The sequence below is a fragment of the Cellulomonas sp. A375-1 genome (genome assembly GCF_001040865.1).
GTDB classification, from domain to species: domain Bacteria; phylum Actinomycetota; class Actinomycetes; order Actinomycetales; family Cellulomonadaceae; genus Cellulomonas; species Cellulomonas gelida.
Map to the genome: position 1 here is coordinate 20,527 of NZ_LFKW01000134.1, position 25,615 is coordinate 46,141.

Annotated in this window: 23 protein-coding genes and 1 tRNA gene; 13 read left to right on the forward strand and 11 right to left on the reverse strand. The window is 72.2% G+C overall.

Going from position 1 to position 25,615, the window contains the following annotated elements:
• From CWIS_RS18145 to CWIS_RS14500, 3 genes are all read right to left on the reverse strand, one after another.
• Window positions 1–570 (reverse strand): sugar O-acetyltransferase (locus CWIS_RS18145; RefSeq protein WP_082156508.1); only part of this gene is annotated, 570 nt, incomplete at its 3' end.
• A gap of 129 nt (window positions 571–699) precedes the next feature.
• Complete coding sequence (locus tag CWIS_RS14495) at window positions 700–1,662, reverse strand: ScyD/ScyE family protein (protein ID WP_156186674.1); 963 nt, start codon at window positions 1,660–1,662, stop codon at window positions 700–702.
• A gap of 128 nt (window positions 1,663–1,790) precedes the next feature.
• On the reverse strand, window positions 1,791–2,324 hold the full coding sequence (locus CWIS_RS14500; protein WP_053071763.1) for a GNAT family N-acetyltransferase: 534 nt from the start codon (window positions 2,322–2,324) through the stop codon (window positions 1,791–1,793).
• Between the two features lie 125 nt (window positions 2,325–2,449).
• Here CWIS_RS14500 and CWIS_RS14505 point away from each other — a divergent pair, with 125 nt between their 5' ends.
• Together CWIS_RS14505 and CWIS_RS14510 are read left to right on the forward strand one after the other, a co-directional pair.
• Window positions 2,450–4,072 (forward strand): methyl-accepting chemotaxis protein, encoded by a 1,623-nt coding sequence (locus CWIS_RS14505; protein ID WP_141371667.1) that lies wholly within the window; start codon window positions 2,450–2,452, stop codon window positions 4,070–4,072.
• A 243-nt stretch (window positions 4,073–4,315) separates the two neighbouring features.
• Window positions 4,316–6,037, forward strand: a complete 1,722-nt coding sequence (locus CWIS_RS14510) for a VCBS repeat-containing protein (RefSeq protein WP_053071765.1) — start codon at window positions 4,316–4,318, stop codon at window positions 6,035–6,037.
• Window positions 6,038–6,049: 12 nt separating this feature from the next.
• Here the strand turns inward: CWIS_RS14510 and CWIS_RS14515 are convergent, their stop codons facing one another.
• The 3 genes from CWIS_RS14515 to arsM all read right to left on the reverse strand — a co-directional run bounded on the left by CWIS_RS14515 (window position 6,050) and on the right by arsM (window position 9,269).
• Window positions 6,050–8,221 carry an acyltransferase family protein gene (locus tag CWIS_RS14515; RefSeq protein ID WP_048344030.1) on the reverse strand — a complete coding sequence of 724 codons (2,172 nt, stop codon included), beginning with the start codon at window positions 8,219–8,221 and terminating at the stop codon, window positions 6,050–6,052.
• 77 nt (window positions 8,222–8,298) lie between these two features.
• Window positions 8,299–8,508, reverse strand: a complete 210-nt coding sequence (locus CWIS_RS14520; protein WP_048344031.1) for a hypothetical protein — start codon at window positions 8,506–8,508, stop codon at window positions 8,299–8,301.
• A complete protein-coding gene (arsM, locus tag CWIS_RS14525; protein ID WP_048344032.1) occupies window positions 8,508–9,269 on the reverse strand; it encodes an arsenite methyltransferase in 762 nt (253 codons plus the stop codon). Before arsM ends, CWIS_RS14520 begins: the two co-directional genes overlap by 1 nt.
• Window positions 9,270–9,373: 104 nt before the next feature.
• On the opposite strand from arsM, the gene CWIS_RS14530 reads away from it, so the two are divergent.
• Window positions 9,374–9,748 carry a helix-turn-helix transcriptional regulator gene (locus tag CWIS_RS14530; protein ID WP_048344033.1) on the forward strand — a complete coding sequence of 125 codons (375 nt, stop codon included), beginning with the start codon at window positions 9,374–9,376 and terminating at the stop codon, window positions 9,746–9,748.
• Window positions 9,745–10,257: a GNAT family N-acetyltransferase gene (locus CWIS_RS14535; protein WP_048344034.1), complete on the forward strand. Its 513-nt coding sequence runs from the start codon at window positions 9,745–9,747 to the stop codon at window positions 10,255–10,257. Before CWIS_RS14530 ends, CWIS_RS14535 begins: the two co-directional genes overlap by 4 nt.
• A 22-nt stretch (window positions 10,258–10,279) precedes the next feature.
• Here the strand turns inward: CWIS_RS14535 and CWIS_RS14540 are convergent, their stop codons facing one another.
• On the reverse strand, window positions 10,280–10,903 hold the full coding sequence (locus CWIS_RS14540; protein ID WP_048344035.1) for a dihydrofolate reductase family protein: 624 nt from the start codon (window positions 10,901–10,903) through the stop codon (window positions 10,280–10,282).
• 168 nt (window positions 10,904–11,071) lie between these two features.
• Window positions 11,072–12,490 carry an endo-1,4-beta-xylanase gene (locus CWIS_RS14545; protein WP_048344036.1) on the reverse strand — a complete coding sequence of 473 codons (1,419 nt, stop codon included), beginning with the start codon at window positions 12,488–12,490 and terminating at the stop codon, window positions 11,072–11,074.
• A gap of 209 nt (window positions 12,491–12,699) precedes the next feature.
• Here CWIS_RS14545 and CWIS_RS14550 point away from each other — a divergent pair, with 209 nt between their 5' ends.
• From CWIS_RS14550 to CWIS_RS14585, 8 genes are all read left to right on the forward strand, one after another.
• Window positions 12,700–13,164 (forward strand): nitroreductase/quinone reductase family protein, encoded by a 465-nt coding sequence (locus tag CWIS_RS14550; protein ID WP_048344037.1) that lies wholly within the window; start codon window positions 12,700–12,702, stop codon window positions 13,162–13,164.
• A 114-nt stretch (window positions 13,165–13,278) separates the two neighbouring features.
• Window positions 13,279–13,998, forward strand: a complete 720-nt coding sequence (locus CWIS_RS14555; RefSeq protein WP_048344038.1) for a hemolysin III family protein — start codon at window positions 13,279–13,281, stop codon at window positions 13,996–13,998.
• Between the two features lie 59 nt (window positions 13,999–14,057).
• The gene (locus CWIS_RS14560; RefSeq protein ID WP_082156498.1) at window positions 14,058–14,558 is read left to right on the forward strand and encodes a heme-binding protein; all 501 of its coding nucleotides are present in this window, start codon (window positions 14,058–14,060) and stop codon (window positions 14,556–14,558) included.
• Between the two features lie 132 nt (window positions 14,559–14,690).
• Window positions 14,691–14,763, forward strand: a tRNA-Lys gene (locus tag CWIS_RS14565).
• A 443-nt stretch (window positions 14,764–15,206) separates the two neighbouring features.
• A complete protein-coding gene (locus CWIS_RS14570; protein WP_048344040.1) occupies window positions 15,207–15,512 on the forward strand; it encodes a hypothetical protein in 306 nt (101 codons plus the stop codon).
• On the forward strand, window positions 15,509–16,168 hold the full coding sequence (locus tag CWIS_RS14575; RefSeq protein ID WP_048344041.1) for an ABC transporter ATP-binding protein: 660 nt from the start codon (window positions 15,509–15,511) through the stop codon (window positions 16,166–16,168). Before CWIS_RS14570 ends, CWIS_RS14575 begins: the two co-directional genes overlap by 4 nt.
• A gap of 113 nt (window positions 16,169–16,281) precedes the next feature.
• Complete coding sequence (locus tag CWIS_RS14580; RefSeq protein WP_156186675.1) at window positions 16,282–18,237, forward strand: hypothetical protein; 1,956 nt, start codon at window positions 16,282–16,284, stop codon at window positions 18,235–18,237.
• A 406-nt stretch (window positions 18,238–18,643) separates the two neighbouring features.
• Entirely contained in the window at window positions 18,644–19,282 is a 639-nt protein-coding gene (locus CWIS_RS14585; RefSeq protein ID WP_048344043.1) for a fasciclin domain-containing protein, read from the forward strand.
• A gap of 61 nt (window positions 19,283–19,343) precedes the next feature.
• Here the strand turns inward: CWIS_RS14585 and CWIS_RS14590 are convergent, their stop codons facing one another.
• Together CWIS_RS14590 and CWIS_RS14595 are read right to left on the reverse strand one after the other, a co-directional pair.
• On the reverse strand, window positions 19,344–20,153 hold the full coding sequence (locus CWIS_RS14590) for an SRPBCC domain-containing protein (RefSeq protein WP_048344044.1): 810 nt from the start codon (window positions 20,151–20,153) through the stop codon (window positions 19,344–19,346).
• A complete protein-coding gene (locus CWIS_RS14595; RefSeq protein WP_048344045.1) occupies window positions 20,150–20,731 on the reverse strand; it encodes a helix-turn-helix domain-containing protein in 582 nt (193 codons plus the stop codon). Before CWIS_RS14595 ends, CWIS_RS14590 begins: the two co-directional genes overlap by 4 nt.
• Window positions 20,732–21,045: 314 nt before the next feature.
• On the opposite strand from CWIS_RS14595, the gene CWIS_RS14600 reads away from it, so the two are divergent.
• Window positions 21,046–22,587, forward strand: coding sequence for a non-reducing end alpha-L-arabinofuranosidase family hydrolase (locus CWIS_RS14600; protein ID WP_141369420.1), 1,542 nt, complete (start codon window positions 21,046–21,048; stop codon window positions 22,585–22,587).
• A 258-nt stretch (window positions 22,588–22,845) separates the two neighbouring features.
• On the opposite strand, the gene CWIS_RS14605 is transcribed toward CWIS_RS14600, so the two are convergent.
• On the reverse strand, window positions 22,846–25,615 hold a 2,770-nt coding region (locus tag CWIS_RS14605; protein ID WP_048344099.1), incomplete at its 5' end, for a glycoside hydrolase family 2 TIM barrel-domain containing protein.

Here is a 25,615-nt window from a genome sequence, read left to right on the forward strand (position 1 = left end):
TGCGGGGTTGCCCGCCGCGATGACGTCGGCCGGGACGTCCTTCGTCACGACCGACCCCGCGCCGATCACCGAGCGCGCACCGATCGTCACGCCCGGGCACACGACGACGCTGCCGCCGAGCCACACGCCGTCCTCGATCGTGATGGGCGAGACCCGCTCCCACCCCTGCGGGCGCAGCTCCGGGTCGAGCACGTGCGTCGGGGTGTACAGGCGCACGCTCGGGCCGATCAGGACGTCCGCGCCGATGCGGATCTCGCCGCCGCCGAGCGTCAGGAAGTCGGCGTTGACGAACGTCCGGTCGCCGACGTGCAGGCGGTGGCCGTAGTCGAGGTAGAGCGGCGGGCGGAAGTCGACGCCCTCGCCGACCGTGCCCAGCAGGTCGCGGAAGAGCGCGGCGGCGGCCTCGCGGTCCTCGTCGTACAGCGCGGTGATGCGGCGGCACGTCCGCTGCGTCGCGGTGGTCAGGTCGCCGAGCTCGGGGCCGAACCGGTAGCGGTACCAGTCGCCCGCCACCATCTTGTCGTACTCGCTGCGCGCGTCCGCGAGGGCCGCGGCGAGGTCGAGCTCCATGGGTCCGCCCTTCGTCGTCGTCGCCCGAGTGTCGCAGCCTGCCGAAGGGTCCCCGCGCGACGAAGGCCCCGGCAGGACGAGTCGCGCTCGTCGTACCGGGGCTTTCGTGGTGCGCGGTGCGGCCGGGTGTCAGCGGACCTTCGCGGCGACGATCGAGCCGTCATCGAACACGTCGGTCGAGACGTAGAGCTTCCCGTTCGCCCACTCGACGCCCGCGGGCTGCGTGAACGCACCGAGGACGCGGACCTTGCCCCACCGCGTCACGACGGACACCTCGTTGCCCTGGAGCTCGGCGACGTAGGCGTTGCCGGAGGGGTCGAGCGCGACGCCGGTCGCGCCGGCGAACCCGGTGGCCAGGGTCGTGATCCGGCCCGTGCGCGGGTCGATCCTGTGCAGCGCGCCGTTCGCGCCGAGGCTGCCGTCCTCGGGCCCGCCCGGGAGTGTCGTGACGTAGAGCGCGCCGTGGCGGCCGACCTCGACGTCGGTCGGCACGGGCTCGAACCCGTAGGACTCGCCGACGACGCAGTCCGGCAGCCCGAAGGCGTCCGCGGCCTCGGCGGTCACGGTGACCTCGACGGGTGGCAGGACCGCGACGGTGCGGACCGTGCCCCGCCGGTCGACCGACAGGATCGCGTTCGCGCCCGCGTCGGCGACGTACGTCAGGCCGTGCACCGTGACCGAGCCGTACGCGTGCGAGTCGACCGCGCCGGTGTACGGCGCGAACATCGGCGGGACCTGCGCCGCGCACTCTGCGGGCAGGTCCGTGAAGCCGTACGTGTTCACCGCGTCGGGGTTCGCGCTCTGCTCGAAGGCGAGCAGGTCCGCGACCTGGCGGATGGTCCCGCGCCTGTCGCGCTGCATGAGCAGCGACGACGACACGCTCTCCTGGTCGCCGACGCGTGTCGCGAACGTGGTCGTCCCGTCGGCGATCGAGACCGCCGCGACGTCCGTGCCCTCCTCGCCCTGGTACCAGGGGACCGGCGCACCGCCCTTCGGGACGGACGTGAGCTGGGCGGCGAACGCCTGGCCGACGACGAGCGAGCCGTGCCGGCCGACGCCGAACGTGAGCGGACCCGCGAGGTGCTCGGCCACGGTCGTGGTCCCGCGGAGCGCGGGGACCTTGCCGCCGTGGTGGTGGCCCGGGTGCCCGGACCCCGGCCCCGCCGGTGCGGACGCCGGTGTGCTCGGACCATCGTCGACGCCTGTCGCGGCGCCACCGGTCACCGCGGTGGTGGGACGGCCGCGCGGTGGTAGGTCGTCGTCGGCTCGCCCTCCGTGGTGTGCGGTCCGGGGCCGACGGGCCGGAAGCCCAGGCGCGTGAGCAGGCGCACCGACGCGTCGTTGCCGTCGACGACGACCGCGCGCACCGCGGTGACGCCCAGGCTCGTCGCGGCGGCGTCGAGCAGCGCGGCCACGGCCTCCGACGCGAGTCCCTGCCCTTGACGGTCGGTGCGCAGCACGTAGCCGACCTCCGCCTCGTCGTCGTGCTTGAGCAGGACCTCGCCGATCACGGTGCCGGTCGCGCGCTCCTCGACCGCGAGCGTGATCCACTCGCCGGGGCGGGCCGTGGTCCAGCCGACCTTCGCCTCGAGCGACGCGCGCGTCTCGTCGCGCGCCCGCACGGGCCACGGGATGTACCGCGTGACCTGCGGGTCGCTGTGGAAGACGACGAGGTCGTCGAGGTCCGTCGCGCGGTGGGCCCGCAGCGTGAGCCGCGGCGTGGTCAGCGGCAGGTCGAGCTCCCACACGGTCATGCGTGCACGGTAGCGAGCGGTCCGAGTCGGTGCCTCGGGAAAGCCGCGCGGCCGAAGCAGTCACAACCGAGCGGCCTCCGCCGATCTAGACCGGTGTCTACGTCCGTGCGCAAAGGAGCAGTTCGGTGAGCAGCGATTCCCCCGTCGTCGACCCCCCCAGTCGTCGCAAGTCCCGTTGGAGCTGGACCATCGGGCGCCGCCTTGCCGCCGGGTACGCGCTGATCCTCGTCATGATGGCCGGGGTCGGCGTGGTGTCCTTCCTGAACACGCAGTCGTTGGTGCACAACAGCGAGCACGTCGAGCACACGCACGTCGTGCTGAACGAGACGGACGCGATCCTGTCCTCCCTCAAGGACGCGGAGACCGGGCAGCGCGGGTTCCTCGTCACGGGCGTCGACTCCTACCTCGCCCCCTACACCGCAGCGCGGAGCGCGGTGAACGCGCACGTCGTCAAGCTCAAGGAGCTCACGAGCGACAACCCCGCGCAGCAGGAACGCCTCTCCGAGATCGAGCCGCTCATCTCCTCGAAGTTCGCCGAGATGCAGCAGACGGTCGACGCCTACAAGTCCGACGGCTTCGAGGCCGCCCAGGAGATCGTGCTCTCCGACGCGGGCAAGGCCGTGATGGACGAGATCCGCGGCATCCTCGCGAGCGTCGAGTCCGACGAGCAGCGACTGCTCACGCAGCGCGCCGAGGCGGCGACGCAGACGGCCAACACCACCAAGCTCGCGGTCGTCGGCGGGACCGGCATCGCGGCTGTCGTCGTCCTCCTGCTCGCGGCGTTCCTGACGCGCAGCATCACCCGCCCGATCAACGCGCTCACCGGCCGGCTCCGCGAGATCGCCGACGGTGACGGTGACCTCACGCAGCGCGTCGACAGCGCGCGCGACGACGAGGTCGGCGCGCTCGCGACGGTCTTCAACCGGTTCGTGGAGAACATCGCCACGCTCGTCCGGCAGATCGGCGAGACCGCGGCGACGTCGTCGGCCGCCGCGCAGGAGCTCTCGGTGATCGCCGCGGACATGACGGGCCAGTCCGTCGACGCGGCCAACCAGGCGACGGCCGCCGCGGCCGCCGCCGAGCAGATCTCCTCCAACGTGCAGGTCGTGGCAGCGGCCGGCGAGGAGATGGGCGTCTCGATCCAGGAGATCGCCCGCAGTGCCTCCTCGGCGAGCGAGGCCGGGCGCACGGCGGTCAGCAGCACCGACCAGGCGAACGTCTCCATCAGCCGTCTCGGCGAGTCGTCCGCGGCGATCGGTGGCGTCGTGACGCTCATCAACACGATCGCGCAGCAGACCAACCTGCTCGCGCTCAACGCGACCATCGAGGCCGCGCGCGCCGGGGAGGCCGGCAAGGGCTTCGCGGTCGTCGCCGGCGAGGTCAAGGAGCTCGCGCAGCAGACGGCTCAGGCGACCGAGGAGATCACCTCGCGGATCACCCAGATCCAGTCGGACGTCGACCTCGCCGTCGCGGCGATCGAGACGACCACGCAGGTCATCGCGCGCGTCAACGACCACCAGGGCAGCATCGCCGGGGCGGTCGAGCAGCAGAGCGCGACGACGAGCTCGATGGCCGCGAACGTGGCCGAGGCCGCTGTCGGGGCGACGAGCATCGCCGACAACGTGCGCTCGATCGCGGAGAACGCGAAGTTCACGGTCGGCAACATCGACCAGGTGCGCTCGTCGGCCGACGAGCTGGCGCGCAACTCCCAGCACCTCGACGAGCTGGTCGGTCGCTTCAAGGCATAGTCCGCCCGCACGACCTCCCGACGACGAGGCGGCTACCCGGTGCACGGCACCGACGTGGCCGCCTCGTCCGCGTCTGCCCGAGCTCGTCTGCCCGAGCTCGTCGGCTCGAGCTCGTCGACGCGGGCTCGTCGCGCGGAAGAGACGGACAGGTGCGCAGAGCCGAACGGCTGAAGTTCCGAGGACCGCACGGGCGGGTGCGTGCGCGAGCACTACCGTGACCGCGCACCGTCTCGAAGGGGAGCCATGCGATCGTCCGGTCGTGCTGCAGCTGTTCGTCTCTCGGTCGCTTCGGCGACGCTCGCCGCGCTGGCCCTGACGCTCGCTCCGGGCCCGGCGTCCGCCGCGTCGGCGCCCGAGGTCGAGCGGCGCCGGATCGGACCATCGGTCCTGCTGGCGACGAGCGAGGCACGTCCGCACGCCGCGCCGACGAAGCACGCCTCGGCCACCGTCTCCGACTTCGACGGGGACGGCGTCGACGACCTCGCGGTGGCCGCCCGAGGGCCGGAGTGGGTGGACGCCGAGGCCCACTCGGTGGACGGGGCGGTCGCGGTCCGGTACTCCTCGCTCCAGCGCAGCGACGTCTTCGTCGGACAGGACGAGGCGACGCGCGGGCACTGGTGCAGGGAGTTCGCGTCGGCGCTGGCCACGGGCGACTTCGACCACGACGGGTACGACGACCTCGCGGTCGGGAGCACGTGCGAGAGCCCCGACGGGAGCTTCGCGAAGAAGCACTCGGGTGCTGTGTTCGTGTTCCCGGGGTCCCGCACCGGGCTGGACCTGTCGACGGTGCGGCGGCTGAGCCGTTCCACCGTGGGAGTTCCGGGCAGGGCGCTGCCCGGCGAGCGGTTCGGCCAGGTCCTCGCTGCGGGTGATCTCAACGGCGACGGGTACGACGACCTCGCGGTCGGGATGCCGGAGGCGAAGGTCGGTTCTGCACGGCGCGCGGGTGCCGTGGTCGTGCTGTTCGGCGCGCGCGCCGGCCTGTCCGGCGCAGGCTCGCAGGCCTTCGACAGGAGCACGGCGGGGGTGCCGGGCGCGGCCCGAGCGGACGACCAGCTCGGCACCAGCCTCAGCATCGGACGCGTCACGGCGGACGGGTACGGGGACCTGGTCGTCGGTGCTCCCGACGGCCGGGAGACCTCCTTGGCCTGGGACTCCGCGGTCCTGCTGGTGCCGGGCGGTCCGCGGGGCCTGGCGGTCGGGTCGTCGACCATGGCCGGCGGTGTGCAGGTGAACCAGGCGCTGGGCGTGGACAGGTTCGCTCCGTTCGTCGGGTCGCTCGGGGCGTCCGTGGTGGTAGCCGATGTCGACGGCGACGGACGTGACGAGGTGGTGGCCGGTGCGCCCGACTCGTGGGTGCACGTGCCGGGCTCCCGGGTCGGGGCGGCCCGCAAGCTGAGCGGGGCGGTCGTCGTGCTCGAGGTTCGTGGCTCGACCTTCTCCCTCGACGACACGTCATGGGTGGACCTGGGGTCCGCGGGCGTCCCGGGCCATCCTGAGCAGCCGGACGCGTTCGGCACATCGCTCACGGCGACGGACCTTGATCGCGACGGGCGCGTCGACGTCGCCGTCGGAGCGCCCCGGCGGCGAGTCGGGAGCCAGGAGTCCGCAGGCGCGGTCTACGTCCTGAAGGGCACGTCCCACGGTCTGACCGGACTCGGTTCCGTCGCGTTGACGCAGGCCACGGCGGGCGTGCCCGGCTACGCGGGCGCGGGCGACGGTTTCGGACGGGCCATCGCGTTCCTCGACGTGGACGGGTCCGGCCGGCGCGACCTCGTCGTGGGCGCCGCCAGCGACCATGCGCTGGGTGATCGCCCCGGTGAGCGGTCGGGCGGCGTCACGGTCTTCCGCAACGTGTCGGGCTCCTTGAGGCCCGTGTCGGCGTGGGGCGGTGCTCGCGCGGGGGTGACCGGCCAGATCACGCGGCTCGTCAGCTTCGGCAGCGTGGTCGCCGGCCGGTCCTGAGAGGGCGTCGGGTCACTCGTCGCCGGCAGGCTGCGCAGAGCGGATCGCATCGCGCAGGACGGGGGCCAGGGACTCGGCGTACACCTGGGTGAGGTGCATCTTGTCGGCGCGCATCGGCGCCGATCCGGCGTAGGGCGGGCAGACGCCCTCGGCCGTGCAGAACCACGAGTCGGCATCGACCCAGTGCGCCGCGGACGGGTCGTCGAGCGCGGCGACCGCGCTGCGTGCCGCGTCGTTCATGCGGCGGTGCTTGGCCGAGATCGTCGCGTTGCAGTCCGTCGGCCCGTTGAGGGTCGTGGCGCACTCGGACAGGGGCGGGCCGTGCGGCGGCGCGCTGAGCACGACCACCTCGGCGCCGGTCGCGGTCAGCGCCTCCAGCGAGTCGACCCAGCCCTCGGTGAGCAGCTCGAGCCGCTCGGACTCTTCGGCGTCGCCGACCATGCGGTCGGTCGTGTCGTCGGACTCGCTCGCGAAGACGAGGTCGACAGGCTCGGCCTTCAGGATGTCGAACGCGTCCTGACGGAACCGGGGGCACGACGGGAACGCCGAGCCGTCGCCGCTGCGCACGACGAGGTCCGCCACGGGGCACTGCCCAGCGGTGATGACCCGGACCGTCCAGTCGTCGCCGAGCGCCTTGCGGATGGCGGGTGCGTAGCTGATCGCGATCGAGTCGCCCAGGATGACGGCCTGGCGCTCGCCGTCGCCGAACGTGCAGCGGCTCTTGAGCTTGTCGATCGTCGCGAGCTTGAGGCAGCCCTCGTCGACCCACTCCGTGGCGCGGTCCTCCTTGCCGAGCTCGTCGGGTGACGGGCTGAGCTCGGGCCACCGCGTGGCGTCGGCAGCGGTCTCGAGCTGGGCGCTCAGCGCGGCGGCGGCGGACACGGGGGTGGCGACCGCGGGCGGCGTGGGCTGCGCCTCGTCGTCGCCGGACGCGCTCGAGGTGACGACACCGCCGACGACGAGCGCCGTCACGACGACGAGCGCGGCGGGCCCGGCGACGCGCACGGTCGGCAGGCTCGTGCGCCACCAGTCGCGCCACTGCTCCGCGCGCGGGACGTCCGGGTCGCGTGGGAGCAGGAGGGGTGACTGCAGCACGGGCTTCTCGACGAGGTGGTAGCTCAGGACGGACGCGACCGCGATCGCGGCGAAGACCCCGGCGTACCAGACCGGCCCGCCGCCGGCCCACAGGGCGCCGGCGAAGACGAGGACCGGGAAGTGCCACAGGTAGAGCGAGTACGAGATCGTGCCGATGTAGACGACCGGCCGGTAGCGCAGCACCCGCGCTCCGTCGCCCGCGACGCCCGCGGCGATCAGCGCGGCCGTGGCGAGCACGGGCAGCAGCGCGCCGGGTGCCGGGAACCGGGTCTCCGGGGTGATCACGACGAGCGAGGCGACCAGCCCCACCAGGCCGAGCCCGGTGAGTGCCGCGCGCGCCCGTGCGTCGAGCCGTGCGAGGCGCTGGATCCCTGCGGCGAGCGCCGCGCCCACGCCCAGCTCCCACACACGCGTCCACGTCGAGAAGTACGCCGACGTCGGGTTGGCGCCGGTCGCCCACCAGGCCCACGCGAACGACGCGACGCCTGCGGCCACGAGCAGCGCGCCCGCCACACGCCGGGGCGAGTGGGCGCGGCGGCGCAGCCGCGCCAGCCCCACGAGGACCGCGAGCAGGAACCACGGCCACACGAAGTAGAACTGCTCCTCGACGGACAACGACCAGAAGTGCTGCACGGGCGAGACAGCCAGCCCGGCCTGGAAGTAGTCGGTGCCCTGCGCCGCGAAGTGCCAGTTCGAGACGAACAGTGCGGCCCAGAGGGCGTCGATCGTGACGGCGTGCGCGCGTCCCGCGAAGAAGAGCACGTTGGCTGCGATCACGGTCGCGACGAGCACGACGAGCGAGGCGGGCAGGATGCGCCGCGCGCGCCGCGCGTAGAAGCGACGGGGCGAGATGGACCCGGTCTTCTCGTACTCGCGCAGCAGGAGCCCGGTGATGAGGAAGCCGGAGATGACGAAGAAGACGTCGACCCCGACGAACCCGCCACCGGGCCGGCCGAGGACGTGGTCGGCGACGACCGCCAGGACGGCGAACGCGCGCAGCCCCTGGATGTCGGGGCGGAAGCGGTGGGGGGTGCGCGGCCGGCTCGGGGCGGGGGCGACGACGTCCTGCGTGGGGTGCCCGGGTGGCACGCGTACTCCTTACGGCGCGGAAAGCGACGGCAGATCTTACGCCCTGGTCCGCCAGCCCGTGCCCACGCGGGCTCGACCTACGCGAGGCAGCAGGCCGGACCTGCCGGTGAGCTGCGGCGGGTCACCGAGGGGGCGTGCGACTGCAGCCACGCGACGAGTCTGCTCGCGTGCCTCGTCGCGCGCACGATGCACGCCGAGCACGCGAGCGCGGCGCGCCGCAGCTCGAGGTCGCGGGTCAGCTCGCGTTCGTTCTGCTGGTGGATCACCAGGTACAGGTCGGGGTGCATCAGGCCTCCTCGGTGAGCGGCTTGCGGGCGCGCACGATCGCGCTGTGCATCCCGTCGGCCACGGGGTGGGTGAACTGGACCTCGGCGTCGACGAACCCTGCCGCCGTGAGGCCGTCGAGGTACTCGGTGCGCGAGAGGGCGCCCGCGATGCACCCGACGTACGAGCCGCGCTCGGCGCGCTGATCGGGGGACAGGTGGTCCTCGGCGACGACGTCGGAGATGCCGACCCGGCCGCCTGCGACGAGCACGCGGTACGCCTCGGCGAGCACGGCGGGCTTGTCGGGCGAGAGGTTGACGACGCAGTTGGAGATGACGACGTCCACGGTGGCGTCGTCGAGCGGGAGGTCCTCGATCGTGCCCTTGCGGAACTCGACGTTCGTCGCGCTCGCCTTGGCGGCGTTCGCGCGTGCGAGGTCGAGCATCTCGTCGGTCATGTCGACGCCGTAGGCGAAGCCCGTCGCGCCTACGCGGCGGGCGGACAGGAGCACGTCGATGCCGCCGCCCGAGCCCAGGTCGAGCACGCGCTCGCCCTCGCGCAGCTCGGCGACCATCAGGGGGTTGCCGCAGCCGAGCGACGCGGCCAGGGCCTCGGCGGGGATCGCGGCTGTGTCCTGCGCGTCGTACAGGCTCGCGCCGAACCGCTCGTCGACGACGAGGTCGGACGGGCCGCAACCGCCGCCACAGCACCCGCTGTCGCTCGTTGCCTGCACGGCCGCCAAGGCGTAGCGCTCCCGGACCTGCTCGCGGATGTCCTGCGTCATGGCTCCTCCAAATATCGATGTGGGTCAATGCGTCAGAGCATGGACCCACATATCGACGGCTGTCAACATCGACATGTGTCGATGTCCCGTGGCATCCTGGGGGCATGGCACTGGACCTGCTCCCCGTCGTCGCCGCGCCGTCGACTGCGTGCTGCACACCCGTCACCGGCGCCGCCATGAGCGCCGAGGACGCCGAGCGCACCGCACGCACGCTCAAGGCGCTCGCAGATCCCGCGCGCCTGCGCCTGCTGTCGATCCTGGCCTCGCACGAGGGTGGCGAGGCGTGCGTGTGCGACCTGACCGAGCCCGTGGGGCTCTCGCAGCCCACTGTGTCGCACCACCTCAAGGTGCTCACCGAGGCCGGCTTCGTCACGCGTGAGAAGCGCGGCGTGTGGGCCTACTTCACGCTCGTCCCGGGTGCTGTCGACGAGCTCGCCGCGCACCTCGCGCAGCACACGTCCAGCGGACCGGACGCATGACGACCGCGCGCACGGACGTGCGCCTCGCGCCCATGACGTCCGCGCACGCCGACGCGGTCCTGTCGATCTACTCCGCGGGGATCGCCACGGGCCTCGCGACGTTCACCGCGCACGCCCCGACGTGGACCGCGTTCGACGAGGACCACCTGGCCGAGCACCGCCTCGTCGCGCTCGACCCCGACGCGCGCGTGCTCGGGTGGGTCGCCGCGTCGCCCGTCTCGGGCCGGTGCGTCTACTCGGGGGTCGTCGAGGCGTCGGTCTACGTCGACGACGACGCGCGGGGTCGGGGCGTCGGTCGCGCGCTGCTCGACGGACTCCTGGACTCCGCGCAGGCCGCGGGGGTCTGGACCGTGCAGTCGGGGGTGTTCCCGCAGAACCGGGCGAGCCTCGCGCTGCACGAGTCGGCCGGGTTCCGGGTCGTCGGGACGCGCGAGCGCCTCGGCCTGATGAGCCACGGGCCGCTGGCCGGGTCGTGGCTCGACGTCGTGCTGCTCGAGAAGCGGCTGTGACCGCTCGCGGTGCGCCTGGTGGTCAGCCCTCGTCGTCCGGGGCGGTCATCTCGCCCGTGCGCGGATCGTTGCCCGTCGGTCCGTAGCGCAGCGTGACCGCGCCGCCGCTGCCCGCCTCGGGCGGCTCGAGCAACGTCAGCTCGGACGGCCGGACGCCCTGCGGGAAGACCCGCTTCCCCTGCCCGAGCAGCACCGGGTAGACCCACAGCGTGAGCACGTCGAACAGCCGCTCGGCGAGCAGCGTCTGCACGAGGTCGAGGCTGCCGATCACGTGCGTGCTCTCGTGCCGGTCCCGCAGCGCACGCACGTCGGCGACGAGGTCCGGCCCGAGCTGCGTGGACGTGGGCCAGCCGAGGTTCGGGGTCCCGCGGCTCGCGACGTACTTGGGCACGCCGTTGAGCTGGTGGGCGATGGCGTTGTCCTGGTGCGGCCAGTACCCGGCGAAGATGTCGTACGTCCGGCGCCCGAGCAGCAGCGCGTCCATCGACTGGATGCCGGCCATCACGTGACGCCCGACGACGTCGTCGTACAGCGGCGCCTGCCACCCGCCGAAGGGGAACCCGCCGGACGGGTCCTCGTCGCGCCCGCCGGGCGCCTGCGCGACGCCGTCGAGCGTGACGAACAGGTCGATGAAGAGGCGGCCCACGACGTCTCCTTCGCTGGTCGGGGTGTCCTGCCGAGACTAGACCGGAGGTCCGACGGTCTCTCGGCGCCGTGGGCCGCGCGGCACACCCGGGCGCGACGACGGCGCCGCACCGGGGAGGTGCGACGCCGTCGTCATGCCTGCTGGCCTCGTCGGACCCAGCAGATCAGCTCAGCTGCAGGTCAGTGTCGTCGGTGCAGGTGGGCTGCTCTGACCGAGGAACCCGAAGGTCGTCGACTGACCCGGTGCGACCGAGCCGTTGTAGGGGGCGTTGGTCACGGTGCTCCCGGACACCTGCCCGTTCCAGAGGTTGTTGGTCGAGACGCCGGACGGCAGGGTGACGCGCCATCCGTTGAGCCCCGCCGAGCCGGCGGTGATCTTCACCTCGGCCTGGTAGCCGCCGGGCCAGCTGTTCGCGATCGTGAGCGTGGCCGTGCAGCTGCCCGTGGGCGGCGGCGAGCTCGGGCTCGACGTCGGGGTCGGCGTGGGTGTCGCAGTCGGCGTCTCGGTGGGGGTCTGCGTCGGCGTCGGGGTCGGCGTCGGCGTCTGGGTCGGCTGCGCGCTGTTCAGCGTGTCGAGCGTCGCCGTGTACGCCTGCTTCTTGTTGCCGTTGCCGTCGAACAGCAGCGGGGTGCCCGACGAACGCCACGAGTCGGTGTCACGCACGCCCCACACGGTGATGCCGGTGCAGCGGGCGACGTTGAGGCACGCCTGCACGACGCGGCGGTAGTTGTCCGCCTGCGACGAGCCGGAGCCCTCGATGTCGAGCTCGGTGATCTGCACGTCCACGCCGAGAGCGGCGAAGCTCGAGATCGTCGTCTGGTAGTTGCTCGGGACCGGGCTCTGCGGGTTGAAGTGCGACTGCAGGCCGACGCAGTCGATCGGCACGCCGCGCGACTTGAAGTCGCGGACCATGTTGTAGACGCCCTGCGTCTTGGCGTGCGACCAGTCGTCGATGTTGTAGTCGTTGTAGCAGAGCTTGGCGCCCGGGTCCGCGGTGCGGGCCGTGCGGAACGCGACCTCGATCCAGTCGTTGCCGGTGCGCTGCAGGTTGGAGTCGCGGCGGCCGCCCGACGAGCCGTCGGCGAACGCCTCGTTCACGACGTCCCAGGCGTAGATCTTGCCCTTGTAGTACGACGCGACGCCGTTGACGTGGTTGATCATCGCCTGGCGCAGGCTCGAGCCCTCCATGCGCTGCATCCAGCTCGGCTGCTGCGAGTACCAGGCCAGCGCGTGCCCGCGCACCCGCTTGCCGTTCTGGACGGCCCAGTTGAGGATCCGGTCGCCCTGGCTGAAGTTGAACTGGCCCTGGTTGGGCTCGGTCGCGTCCATCTTCATCTCGTTCTCGGCCGTGATCATGTTGAACTCACGGTTCGCGATGGTCGAGTACGTGCTGTCGCTCAGCCGGCTGGCCGCGATCGCGGTGCCGAAGTACCGGCCGCTCTGCGAGGCAGCTTCCTGCAGGGTGCTCCCTGCGGCCTGAGCGGGGAGGGTGGCCGCGATGGTCGCCGCGAGGGTCACGACGGCGAGGCCGGCTGCGCCTCGCGCGCCGAGCCCGCGCCCGCGTCTGCGCGTGGTTGGGGGGGTCATCGTTCCTCCTTGATGGGCCGAGCGCCGGATCAACGGTGAGCCGGTCGGCGAACGTCACTCTCTGACCGGGCGCACGTGCGGTCAACGGACATAAACGTTTGGCTTTCGCGCGACGAGCCGAAACGTCTCGCCATCGATGAAGGGTGTGCCCGGGCAGCCCTCGTCGGTACTGTCGACCGTGTCGCGCCTATTCCCACGAGGGGGCCCACGTGACCGGTGACGCGCCGACGAAGCGGCTCCCGCCGCGCTGGTTCATCCGCACCGCGTGGGTGGTGCACCGCGCGATCTACCGCGTGACGCGCGGCCGCCACGGGCTGTGGAAGCCCAAGCCCGGCAAGTGGGGCACGATCGTGCTGCGCACCACTGGCCGACGCACCGGCGCCGAGCGCGCCGCGATCGTCGCGTACCTCGAGGACGGCCCGAACCTCGTCACGATGGCCATGAACGGCTGGGCCGACCCGGAGCCGGCCTGGTGGCTGAACCTGCAGGCGACGCCGGACGCGACGGTGGACCTGCCCGACGGCGGCCGCCTGGCGGTGCGCGCCCGCGAGGCCGAGGGTGCCGAGCGTGACCGGCTGTGGGCGGCGTACCTCGTCACCGACGAGAACCTCGCCTCGTACACGGCTCGTCGCAGCCGCCGCACCGCGATTGTCGTCCTCGAGCCCCGCCGGTAGCGACGGGCACTCGACCGCGCGGTGACCGCGTGGGACGTGTGCCGCCGTGCGCGTCGCACGCGCGGGTAGGCTCCCGGACGAGCCGCGTCGACGGCTCACCAGGAGGAACGAACGGTGGAGACCACGTCCGCACGCACCACGCCGACGCCGACGACGGCCCCACCGCCACGGCTCAGCCGCGACGGCAGCGTGCACGTCACCGACGAGCGGATCAACACCGTCTCGCACCTCGCAGCGAGCTGCTTCGCGCTCGTCGGAGGCGCCGTGCTCGTCACGCAGGCGGTCACCCAGGGTGACCTCTGGAAGATCGTCGGGCTCAGCGTCTACGCAGCCTCCGTGCTCCTGCTGTTCGTCGCCAGCACGCTGCACCACGGCATCGACCGGGGGCCACGCGTCAACGGCGTGCTGCGGACGCTCGACTACGCGTCGGTGTTCGTCCTGATCGCCGGGTCGGTGACGCCGCTGGTGCTGGTGCTGTTCCGCAACGCGTTCGGCTGGGCCGTGCTCGGAGCCGTCTGGGCGGTCGCCGCTGTCGGCATCGCGCTGCGGTCGGCGCTGCGCGAGCTGCCCAAGTACGTGACGAACACCCTGTACATCGCGATGGGCTGGATGCCGGTGGTGCTCGTCGGAGCCGGCGTCACCCTGCCCGTGGGGGCCTACGTGCTGATGGCCGCCGGTGGGCTGGTCTACAGCATCGGGTTCGTCGTGTTCGTGGTCGAGCGGCCCAACCCCCTGCCCGGCGTTCTCGGCTTCCACGAGATCTGGCACGTGCTGGTGGTGCTCGCCTCGGTGCTGCACTACCTGCTGATGTACCGGTACGTCCTCCCGGCCTAGCAGCCGTGCATCCGGGGTCGTTGCGGTCATCGTGTCCCGGCATGCCGCAAGATGGGCCCGTGACCGAGCTCCCCACCTTCACCGTCGCCGACCTCGAGGCCGAGCCCGTCCTCGACCTGCCGGCGTTCACGCAGGACGACGCTGTGGACCTCGGTCTGCTGGCCGTCGCCGTCATCCGCGAGCGCGGCGCGGACCTCGCGGTGCGAGTCGAGCTGCACGGCGAGACGGTCTTCCTGGCCATGACCGGCTCGACGGGCGCGGGCAACCTGACCTGGCTCGAGGGCAAGGCGCGGGTGGTGCACCGCTTCGGCGAGGCGTCGCTGCTGGTCCGTCGGCGCCACGAGGCCGCGGGCACGCCCTTCGACGAGCGCGCCGACGTCGACCACGACCGCTTCAAGGCGCACGGCGGGTCCGTGCCCCTGCGGATCGACGGCGAAGTCGTCGGCACCCTGACGACGTCGGGTGAGCCGGACGTCGTCGACCACGCCGCGTCGGCGGAGACGGTCCGGCGGTACCTGGCGTCGCGCCCTCTGATGCGCAGGCCGGAGGGGCTCGCCTAGATCGAGCCAGCGCGTCACACGCGGTACCTTCGACCTCGACCTCGTCCTCGTCCTCGCCGGCCGCCCTCGCGTGACCGGCGAACGACGCGGGTGGTGGTCCGAGGGTTCCACGGATGGACCGCTTCACCACCCGGGCCTCTAGCTCAACTGGCAGAGCAGCGGACTTTTAATCCGCGGGTTGTGGGTTCGATCCCCACGGGGCCCACTCACGAGATGTGTAGTTCCGCTTGATCCGGGTGGGACCGGTGGTGCGTGCGGACCGGCCTAGCTCGGCTCGCGCGTCCAGCCCGAGGGCAGTCGTGAGCTGCATGAGCCATGCGCGTCGCCCCACCGGGCCGTAGGAGATGGCGGCGTGGTTTCGACAGCCAGCAGCAGCGCGTGCGCGACGTCGTCCACATCGCCGTCCGGCAGGGCGCCGCGCGCGGTGACCAGCTCGACGTTGAGGCGAACTGATCGCCGAAACCCGCCACGCACGGACTGCGCACCTACTAGCGTCCCACTTGCGCATTCGCGCGCTGCTGGGGGGCTAGCAGCGCATCATGGTGGCTCCCTCGGTAGAGATGCAGTGTCTACCGAAGGGGCCAGAACATGCAGCGTGCTCGGGGGCGGTCGGCCGCCGCTGTGGCGGGGATTGTCGCAGTCGGACTCATGAGTGGCGGCAGCGCCATCGCCGCGACGAACCTGTACTCGTACAAGGGCGCGAACTTCTCACGCGACACGAACGGGACGTCTGTGATGGCGTGTGACCGCGAGGCGGACGGGCGTGCAGTTCACGCCGACTACAAGCGGCTCGGGTCGGGGACGACTCAGATCATCAAGGATGGTGACGGGTCCGCAGTCGGGACCTGCGCGGGCACGGGTACCTCAACGACGTACCCGATCACTCAGCACCGCATCGTCGTCGAGGTCCCCGTGCTCCCGGACGAGCAGGGTCCTTGGCGCTACCCGTCGTGATCGACACCACCTCGGTGACCGCTGAGGTTGGGGGGGTCCGGATCCTGGACTCTCCCGACCTCGGCGTCGTGCCCGGGCAGGTCGTGGCGGTTGTCGGTCCGTCGGGGTCAGGCAAGAGCACTCTCCTACGGATCTTGACAGGAGTGCAGGTGCCGACGTCCGGCTCGGTGACGATCGACGGCGTCGAGCTGACGCGACTGTCCGTCGGAGCACGTGCTGCGTTCCGGCGCGACCGGCTTGGCGTCGTGTTCCAAGACCCCGAACTGCTCGACGAGCTGAGCGTCGCGGAGAACGCGGCACTGCCGATCGTGCTCGCTGGCCGACCACGACGGGAGGCTCTCGCGCTGGCGCGAGAGCAGCTGGCCCGGGTGGGCTTGGCGTCGCTGGTCGACGGGTCGCCGCAGACGCTGTCGCGTGGCGAGGCGATGCGAGTGGCGGTCGCGCGCGCACTGGTCGCCGGGCCGCGTGCCGTGATCGCGGACGAGCCGACGGCCTCGCTCGATCGGACCAACGCGCTGACGATCGCGCGTCTGCTCGTGGACAATGCGCGCGCGGCGGGTGCCGCGACAGTCATCGCCAGCCACGACCCTGAGGTGGTGGCGTTGTGTGACGACGTCATCGACCTGCGCTCCGAGGCGCGGGTGACCCGATCGTGAGTCGCGCTCGACTGGTTGCTCGGCTGGCAGGTCGCGTGGCGTGGAGCGTCGACCGCTCCCAGCGCTGGCGACAGTTCTCTCTTGCCCTCGCCACCTTGGTCAGCGTCACCGCGATGATGCTGGGAGCGGGGATCGTCTCGGGGTCGCAGAGCTCGGCCGAGCGCGTTCTCGCCCGGACGCCGTCGATCGACTTCGCCTCGACCGCCTCCCCGATCCACGCGGTGGTCCGCGGCGGCTTCCTGGATGGGCGGCAGTTCCCGGTGCTGTGGGTCGAGCCCCAAGTCGACGACGCGCCCTTGCCACCTGGCCTGACCAGACTGCCCGAGCCAGGGACGTACGTGGTCTCGCCTGCACTGGCGGCAGCAGGTGTCGCAGACGCACTCGGATGGGCGATGTCGAGTGCTGGAAGTGGTGTCGACGGCGCGATCGGCACCGAAGGGCTTGCGTCACCCTCGGAGTTGTACGCGTACGCCCGTCCGGCAGAGGGCCGGACTCTCGGCGCCGGTGGCGCGCTCGCCCCTGTCTCGGGGTTCGGCGTGGCCGACGAGACCGCTCCGCAAGTGGCCGTCGAGACCGATGCCATCATCCCGTCCCGCCCTGCCGCACTGTTCGCGTCGCTGTGGCTACTCGTCATCCCGGGCCTGCTGATCATGGTGCCGGCGGCTTCGTCGGGTTCGGGCCTGCGCGCCCATCGCGGTCGAGTCCTGTTCCTGCTCGGCGCTCGTCCTGCCGAGCTCGTGGCGCTCGGCGCCCTGGAGGCGGCCGCACTTGTGCTTCCCGTCGCGGTCATGGGTGTTGTCGCCTGTGCCATCCTCGCACCGCACGTCGGGTTCGTGCCCGTGGCCGGGATCGAGGTGAACGCAGGCGACCTCGGCGTCCCGGCCTGGCAGCAGCTCGTGATCGTCCTGGCTTGCGTCGGGGTCGCCGCCACTGTCGGAGCACTGCTCCAACGACCGGGGGACGCGACGGCGCGAGGACCTGCGAGGAGACGGGTCATGTGGGTCAGCGCGATCCCTCTCTGGCTCGCGGTCGCGGGGATCGTGATGTCGCGCCTGTTCACGCGACCTGCGAACGTCGCGATCCTGCTCGTCACGCTCGTCGCGACGACGCTGGCACTGCCGCTCGCACTCCCGTGGCTGGTGCGGCGGGCCGGGGCGCCACTGTCCCGACTGAGCGGCGTCGGTCCGTGGCTCGCCGGCCGCCGGATCGCGGCGGACGCCCGGGGTCTCTCCCGGCCCGCGGCGACCGTCGCTCTGCTCGTGTTCGTCCTCGGCGCCGGCTCCGGGCTGTACCTGCAGATGACGGCAACGTCGCCGCCGACGGGTGCGGGCTCCTTCGAAGTCGGTTGGCGAGGTCCGCAGGTCGGCGACTTCGCGACGATTCGAGACGCGTTACCCCAGGCATCGGTCGGCTACCAGGCTGACGACGGGACCCTCACGTTCGAGTCCTGCCCAGAGCTCGCACGTGCATTTCCCGGCAACGAGTGCGGCGATCCGGGGGACCTGGTCGCGCTGGCGCAGGACGCGCTGAGCGTGCGCGTGGACATCGGCGCCGTCGACGAGGCCACCGGCGACGACGTCGTAGCGAACACCGCAGTCGTGCTCGCCCCACCGGGCGATATCGACCTCGACGACGTGCAAGCTGCGGCGAGCAGCCTCCCCGCCGCGAACGTCGCGCCCTCCGGCGACATCACCATGCTGCCCCCGTACATCGCGCAGTGGTTCGCAGCCGCTCTGGTCGCCGCCGCCCTGCTGCTCGGTGCTGCCGCAACGATCGCGTTCGGCAACAGGGTCCTGTCGGTGGCCGACGAGGACCGCGCGCTTCTGTCGCTGGGTGCGGGCCCGATGACGGTGCGCTCAGTGCAGCGGTGGAGCCTGGCCGCACCTGTCGCCATCGCCATCCCTGCCGCCGGCGGCGCGGCGATCGTGTTCACCTGGGCGGCGAGCACAGCGGACCTCGCGGTGACAGCAACCGGCGTGATCGCGCTCGAGTGCGCCGCGGCGGCTGCCATGTCAGCAGCGGTGCTCGCGGGGCTCGCAGCCTCCCAGCGGCGGGCGGCCGGGCAGTAGCGCCACCTCCTTCGCCGCCATGGACCGCTCCGCTGAGCCAGACACAGACAGCACCTCGAGGCTCGACGAGTAGACGCACCCCCGGTAGTGGGCGAGGCGGATCTCACTGAGCCCACTCACGAGAGGGTTCCTCGTCGGTCATCGGGTGCTCTCACAGTCGCTCACGGGGGGACCGCGTGGCAGCGGCGCAGGGTGGCGCGTTCAGCCGGCGGCCGGCACTCGACGGCGATGTCTCGCGCTGTGCCGCCGCGCACGTCCGCCGGCGAGGGGAACGACTGGCCCGGCGAACCAGGATGAATCAGGTGCATCCAGACGTGGGCCCACGTCGGAAGAGGCGGTGAGGGTGTCGAGGACGACGCCCGCGGCGCGCCCGGCGTGCCGCCCGACCGTTGCCAAGGAGTGCCCCATGAAGAACCGTCGTCTCGCCGCATCGGTTGCCGTCGCCGCCCTGGCCGCAGGTGCGTTCGTCGGCTCCGCGTCCGCGGCGTCCGCCGCCCCCGCGCCCAGGAGCCTCGCGTCGGTGCTCGCCGCCGACGGCAGCGGCTTCGACCGCAACTGGTACGACTTCGACATCGTCGACAACGCGGTCAACGCCGTGCTCGCGGCCAAGCCGGACAGCCCGGTGGCGGTCCTGGCCGACGGCACCGTGCCGCTCACCGCGTTCCTGCCGAACGACCGCGCGTTCCAGGTGCTCGCCCTCGACCTCACGCACCGCTGGTACGGCTCGGAGAAGAAGGTCTTCACGGCGGTTGCCTCGGCCGTGGGCATCGACGCGATCGAGCAGGTCCTGCTCTACCACGTGGTGCCTGGCGTGACCATCGACTCGGCCACGGCGCTCGCGTCCGACGGTGCCGTGCTGACGACCGCGCAGGGTGGCACGTTCACGGTCGACGTCCTGTCCAAGCGGATCCCGCTCGTCGTCCTGAAGGACGCGGACCGCAACGACGTCAACCCGCTGCTGGTGCGCAGCAAGCTCGACCTCAACAAGGGCAACCCGCAGATCGCGCACGGCATCACCTTCGTGCTGCGCCCCCTCGACCTCTGACGGCCAGGGCGCCCGGCCTGTCGACCCGGCCGGGCGCCCTTGCATGCCTACCGCCGTCGCCTCACGGCTGGGCGGCGCCCGTTGCCGCAGGCACGGCCAGTCCCTCGAGCAGGGCCTGCCAGGCCGGCGCCTCGTCGCGGGCGTAGGCGGCGGCGCCGGGGCCGAACAGGTAGGCCCGCACCCCGACGTACACCTCGCTCTCCATGGCATGGGTGGTCACGGTGAGCATGCCGGTGACCGGGGTGTCGAGCCGGACGAGGGCGCTCCGGCCGGTCAGTCGCTCGACGGTGCCCGTGGCGCCATGAAGCTCGACGGCGTGCCCCTCCTCGGTGAGGCCGAGCGCGTCGCGCACGGTGCGCCACACGGTCTCCTCGTCGCCCGCGTGGGGCGCGAACACCTCGACGGGTGTGGCCTCCTGGCCGGGGAAGCGCGCGAGGTACAGGCGCAGGACGTCGAACGACGGGCGCCAGGCGCGGCCCATGTCGTCCCACCACTCCTGCTCCCAGTCGGCGCCGGTGCCGAAGCCGCTGGTGGTCACCCGCACCACGCACGTGCCGCCGGAGTTCGACTCGATGACGAACCCCGACGTCATGGGGCTGAGCTCGTCGGGGCTCTTGCCCATGAGGGCGGCCCAGTCCTCCTCGTAGCCGAGGGTGCGAGGCGGGTCCCAGCGGGTGACGTGACCCTCGGAGCCCATGCCCTCGCCCATCGCGAAGCGCAGGGCGCCGCCTTCGCGCTCCTCCAGGACGGTCGGCAGGAACCAGGAGCTCAGGCCGGGAGCGGTGGCGATGGCCTGCCACACCTGCTCGGGGGTGCCGGGCACCTCGACGGCGAACTCCAGGCGGTACGGGACGGTGGGGTGCGTGGTCATGGCGTCTCCTCCTCGGGGACGGGGTGGGCGGCGACGACGAGGCGGTGCGGCCGACCGTCGTCATGGTGGTAGCGCGCGGCCAGGTCGAGCACCGCGGCGGTCAGCTCGTCGGCGAACGCCGCGCGGTCGGCGGCGGAGCGGAAGCCGATCTGCGTGTCGATCGTGAGCGTCGGCACGCGTGAGCCGGACGTGCCGGCGCGGCGGACGAGCGCGCCGACCTCGCGGACCACACGGCCGGCGAGCGCGACGAGGTAGCCGGCGGAGAGTCGGTCGCCTGTGGCTCCCGGGTCGGCGGCGGTGGCACTGACTGCGGCAGGGGAGACGACGAAGCGCGCCGCGGACGCCTGCAGCACGCGTTCGGTCAGGCCGCCGTGCCGGCGTTCCTCGGCCAGCTCGACGAGGCCGTGCGCCTCGAGGGACCGCAGGTGGTAGTTGACCTTCTGCCGGGGGAGGCCGACCCGAGCCGCGAGCCCGGCGGCGGATGCCGGGACGGCGAGCTCGGCGAGCAGCCGCGCGCGGATCGGGTCCAGCGCGGCCGCGGCGGCGCTGGGGCTCTCGATGACTTCCACGTCGTGCATGGGTCCAACCTCCTCTTGACAACAATATCTGTCAATAGGTCCCGCACGACGAGTGTGAATCGGGGCCCCGAGCGGAGCGGGAGTCGCCGGGTCGCGGGTCTTCACCGGCGGAAGTCGGTACCGGTCACACCCGTCGTGAATCGATTCGGAGCCCCACGAACCCCTTCGGCAACCGGTCTTCATCGGTGCAATGTGAAGGCTCACATTCGCGGTTCGAGTGGTCGTGGGAGTACCCGGACCGACGATCGGCGGACCTGATCGCAGCGGGCCACGGTCGCCCGAGGCGCCTAGAACGGCTCAAAGGAGAGCACCTCATGAGAGCAGCACATCTCGCCCCGACGAGGCGACGTCGCACGTGGCTGGCCACCCTCGTCGCGGCGGCCACGGCGGTGTCGGCCGGCGTCCTCGCGCTCGTCGTCGCGCCGGCGGCGTCGGCGGCCACGGTCGACCCCAACGCCTCGTACGTCCTGATCGGCCGCGGCAGCGGCAAGGCCCTCGACGTCTACAACCTCTCGACCGCCGACGGCGCCCGGATCACGCAGTGGACCCGCAACGACGGCCTGCAGCAGCAGTGGCAGTTCGTCGACTCCGGCAACGGCTACTACCGGATCAAGTCCCGCCTGTCGGGCAAGGTGCTCGACGTCTACAACTGGTCCACCGCCGACGGCGGCGCGATCGTCCAGTACTCCGACTACAACCAGAACAACCAGCAGTTCCGGCTCCAGGACACCTCCAACGGCTACGTGTCGCTGATCAGCCGGCACTCGGGCAAGGCCGTCGAGGTGCAGGGCGCGTCCACCGCCGACGGCGCCAACATCGTCCAGTACTCGAACTGGGGCGGGAACAACCAGCAGTGGCAGCTCGTGCGCGTGGGCGGGGGCAACGAGCCCACCCCGAACCCGACTCCCACGCCGAGCCCCACGCAGACGCAGAACCCGAACCCCGGCACCTGCCAGCTGCCCTCGTCGTACCGCTGGTCGTCGACGGGCTCGCTCGCGAACCCGCGCTCGGGCTGGGCCTCGCTCAAGGACTTCACCGTCGCGCCGTACCAGGGCCAGCAGCTCGTCTACGCCACGACGCACGACACCGGCAGCTCGTGGGGCTCGATGAACTTCGGGCTCTTCAGCAACTACAGCCAGATGGCGTCCGCCAGCCAGAACCAGATGCCGTTCAGTGCGGTCGCGCCGTCGCTGTTCTACTTCGCACCGAAGAACGTCTGGGTCCTGGCCTACCAGTGGGGCGGCCCGGCGTTCTCCTACCGGACCTCGACCAACCCGGCGAACGTCAACAGCTGGTCGTCGGCGCAGACGCTGTTCTCCGGCAGCATCTCCGGCTCCGGCACGGGCCCGATCGACCAGGCCGTCATCGGTGACGACCAGAACATGTACCTGTTCTTCGCCGGCGACAACGGCAAGATCTACCGGGCCAGCATGCCGATCGGGAACTTCCCGGGCAGCTTCGGCTCGTCGTCGACCGTGGTCATGAGCGACACGACCAACAACCTGTTCGAGGCCGTGCAGGTGTACAAGCTCCAGGGCCAGAGCCGCTACCTCATGATCGTCGAGGCGATCGGTTCGCAGGGTCGGTACTTCCGCTCCTTCACGGCCACGAGCCTGAACGGGTCGTGGACCCCGCAGGCGACGAGCGAGTCGAACCCGTTCGCCGGTAAGGCGAACAGCGGCGCCACCTGGACCAACGACATCAGCCACGGTGAGCTGCTGCGGACCAACGCGGACCAGACCATGACGGTCGATCCCTGCAACCTGCAGCTGCTCTACCAGGGCCGCAGCCCGAGCTCGGGCGGCGACTACGGGCTCCTGCCGTACCGGCCGGGTCTGCTGACCCTCCAGCGGTAGCAGCCGCTCGGGCAGGCAGGCTGATGCCCGCCCGGACCGATCGCCCGCCTCGTGCCACGACTCCTTCCCCGGAGTGGCACGAGGCGGGCGTCTCGTCGTCAGCGCGTTCCCGTCACGCCCCGTCGCGCGAGCCAGCGTCTGCTCCGGCCAACGCGCGCTGACGCCGGAGCAGGCGCTGGTTCGTCGGACGACGCAGCGTCTGCTCCGGCCTGGGCGCGCCTTCGCCGGAGCAAGCGCTGCATGGCGAAGTCGCGAGCGTCACGCGTGGCGGAAGCGGAGGGTCAGCGTGCGGGCCTGTGGGCGCAGCAGGTGGTCGGGCCACACGTCGGGACCGCAGGCCCGTGAGCCGAGCCCGTTCTGCGCGGCGTCGAGGTAGAGGTACGCACGGCCGGTGTCCGGCAGCTCGTGCGGGTGGCGCGCCGCGTCGAGGTGCTGTGCCGTGTGCCGGGTGAGCGTGAAGCCCGGCCTGCGGCCGCTCGTGTCGGCTGCGGCGTCCACCTGGAGCCACGCGGTTCCGCCACGAGTGAGCGTCAGCGAGCGCAGGTCGCTGCGGTGGCCGCTCTCCTGCGGTCTCGAGTAGCGCTCGGTGAGCTCGTCGATCGGCGCCGCGAACCGGCCGACTCGCGCGGCGTGGCGGCTGTCCGGGTAGGACTCGCGCGGCCCGGTGCCGAACCACGACGCGCCGTCGACGTCGCCCGGCAGGTCCAGGCGCAGGCCGATCCGGGGCCAGACCATGTCCCACCCCCGGCTGGGCTCGATCTCGGTGCGCAGCCACAGCTCGTCGTCCACCAGCTGCCACCGCTCGTCGGTCACGACCGTCGCTGCCTGGTCCGCGGCGGACCAGCGGCGGCGGACGTGCGCCGCCTCCTCGGTCGTCTCGACGAGCTCGACCCGGGCGGTGAGGCGGTCGAGGCCCGCCGCGCGCCAGATCTGGTCGTAGGCGGGTGCCGGCACGCCGTTGCCGTTGTTCTCCCACGGGTCGGCCAGGTCGTACGAGCCGCCGCCCTGGCCGCGGTCGTTGTCGGTCGGGCCTCGCCACAGCTCGAGCCGCGGCCCGGACACCGGAAGGCCGGCGAGGCGCACGAGGCGACCGTGCGCGAACTCGGCCGGTCCGAGCGTGAGCAGCTCGGCGGGTTCGGCCGCCGCCCGCGCGGGCGCCGCGAGGCGGGGCGCGGTGAGGCGGGGCGCCGTGAGGCCCGTGCGCCGGGGGGTGAGCGCGTGCTGCGTGAACGCGATGCCGTGCCCCGACGGCGCCCAGGGTGTGGCCTCGCGCAGCTCGGCCTCGACGGTCAGCCAGACCTCGCCGGTCGCCGGGACGTCGAGCTCGGGCAGCGGGACGGTCGCGGTCGCGCCGGCGGCCACGACACCGGCGTCGAGCACGCCGGTCGCGGTCGGGGCGCCGTCGGCCTCGACCCGCCAGCGCAAGACCAGGTCGCTCGTGTCGGCGGTGTGCCGGCGGTTCGTCACGGTCAGCGTCAGGCCGCTCTCGTCGTCGGCCCCGCCGGTCACGGCCAGACGCACGGGCGCCACCACCTGCTTGAACTCGAACAAGCCGGGCGTCGGGCTCGAGTCGGGCAGCACCATGCCGTCCATCACGAAGTTCCCGTCGTGCACGACCTCGCCGAAGTCCCCGCCGTAGCCGAAGAACTCCGTGCCGTCGGCGTCGTGCGTGCGCACGCCGTGCTCCCGCCATTCCCAGACGAAGCCGCCGTGCAACCGCGGGTGCTGCCACACGAGGTCCTCGTACTGGTCGATCGCCCCAGGGCCGTTGCCCATCGCGTGCACGTACTCGCACAGCAGGAACGGCTTCGTGCGCTGACGGGCCGACTCCGCCGCGGTGCACCCGAGCAGCAGCGAGCGCGAGTCGTCGGTGCCGATCGCGGCGGTCTCCGCCACCGAGGAGTACATGCGCGAGTACACGTCGGTGTAGGCGCCGGTGTGGTCGCCCTCGTAGTGCACCGGGCGCTCGGGGTCGCGGTCGTGCACCCAGGAAGCCATCGCGGCCAGGTTGTGGCCCGTGCCGGACTCGTTGCCGAGGGACCAGATCACCACCGACGGGTGGTTCTTGTCGCGCTCGACGGTGCGCTCGATCCGATCGAGGTACGCGTCGCGCCACGCCGCGTCGTCGCTCGGGTTGCCCGCCCAGCCGACGTGCTCGAAGCCGTGCGTCTCCAGGTCGCACTCGAGGATCACCCAGAAGCCGAGCTCGTCGGCGAGGTCGAGCAGGCGCGGGTGCGGCGGGGTGTGACTGGTGCGGATCGCGTTGACGTTGAACCGCTTCATCAGGGCGAGGTCCTCGCGCGCCCACTCCTCGTCGAAGACGCGTCCGCGGTCGGGGTGGGTCTCGTGCCGGTTGACCCCGTGGAACACGACGCGTTCGCCGTTCACGAGGAACCGGTCGCCGACGATGCGCACGGTGCGGAAGCCGAGGCGCAGCGAGAGGGTCTCGGCGGCGCTCGACACGGTCGCGTCGTACAGCCGGGGGACCTCGGCCGACCACGGCTCGACGGTGTTCACCCGCACCGGCGCGACGTCCGCGGGCGACGACCACTCGACGTCGATGCCGAGCTCGGGGACCCGCAGGGTGATCGGGTACGACCCATCGCCGGCCGTCAGCTCCGCCGTCACGAGGCCGGAGCCGTCCGGCTCGACGCCCGCCCGCAGCCACACGTCCTCGATGCCGCCGACCGGGCGCGCCTGCAGCGTGACGTCGCGGAAGATCCCGGGCAGCCACCACTGGTCCTGGTCCTCGAGGTAGCTCGCGGCGGACCACTGGTGCACGCGCACGACGAGGACGTTGGTACCGGGCCGCACGGCCGCGGTCACGTCGAGCTCCTGGGCGAGTCGGCTGCCGGACCCGACGCCGATCTCGGTGCCGTTGACCCACACCTTGTACCGGGACTCGACGCCCTCGAAGCGCAGCACCACCGCCTCGGCGTCGGACCACGCGGCCGGGACCTCGAAGCGGCGGCGGTAGTCACCCGTCGGGTTCTCGTCGGGCACGTGCGGCGGGGCGAGCGGGAACGGG

Coding starts and splice junctions, on each gene's coding strand:
- CWIS_RS14580 (WP_156186675.1), top strand. CDS start 16,282: ATGATGCTGGGAGCGGGGATCGTCTCGGGGTCGCAGAGCTCGGCCGAG.
- CWIS_RS14585 (WP_048344043.1), top strand. CDS start 18,644: ATGAAGAACCGTCGTCTCGCCGCATCGGTTGCCGTCGCCGCCCTGGCC.
- CWIS_RS14500 (WP_053071763.1), bottom strand. CDS start 2,324: ATGACCGTGTGGGAGCTCGACCTGCCGCTGACCACGCCGCGGCTCACG.
- CWIS_RS14535 (WP_048344034.1), top strand. CDS start 9,745: ATGACGACCGCGCGCACGGACGTGCGCCTCGCGCCCATGACGTCCGCG.
- CWIS_RS14545 (WP_048344036.1), bottom strand. CDS start 12,490: ATGACCCCCCCAACCACGCGCAGACGCGGGCGCGGGCTCGGCGCGCGA.
- CWIS_RS14570 (WP_048344040.1), top strand. CDS start 15,207: ATGAGTGGCGGCAGCGCCATCGCCGCGACGAACCTGTACTCGTACAAG.
- CWIS_RS14600 (WP_141369420.1), top strand. CDS start 21,046: ATGAGAGCAGCACATCTCGCCCCGACGAGGCGACGTCGCACGTGGCTG.
- CWIS_RS14510 (WP_053071765.1), top strand. CDS start 4,316: ATGCGATCGTCCGGTCGTGCTGCAGCTGTTCGTCTCTCGGTCGCTTCG.
- CWIS_RS14520 (WP_048344031.1), bottom strand. CDS start 8,508: ATGCACCCCGACCTGTACCTGGTGATCCACCAGCAGAACGAACGCGAG.
- CWIS_RS14530 (WP_048344033.1), top strand. CDS start 9,374: ATGGCACTGGACCTGCTCCCCGTCGTCGCCGCGCCGTCGACTGCGTGC.
- CWIS_RS14595 (WP_048344045.1), bottom strand. CDS start 20,731: ATGCACGACGTGGAAGTCATCGAGAGCCCCAGCGCCGCCGCGGCCGCG.
- arsM (WP_048344032.1), bottom strand. CDS start 9,269: ATGACGCAGGACATCCGCGAGCAGGTCCGGGAGCGCTACGCCTTGGCG.
- CWIS_RS14590 (WP_048344044.1), bottom strand. CDS start 20,153: ATGACCACGCACCCCACCGTCCCGTACCGCCTGGAGTTCGCCGTCGAG.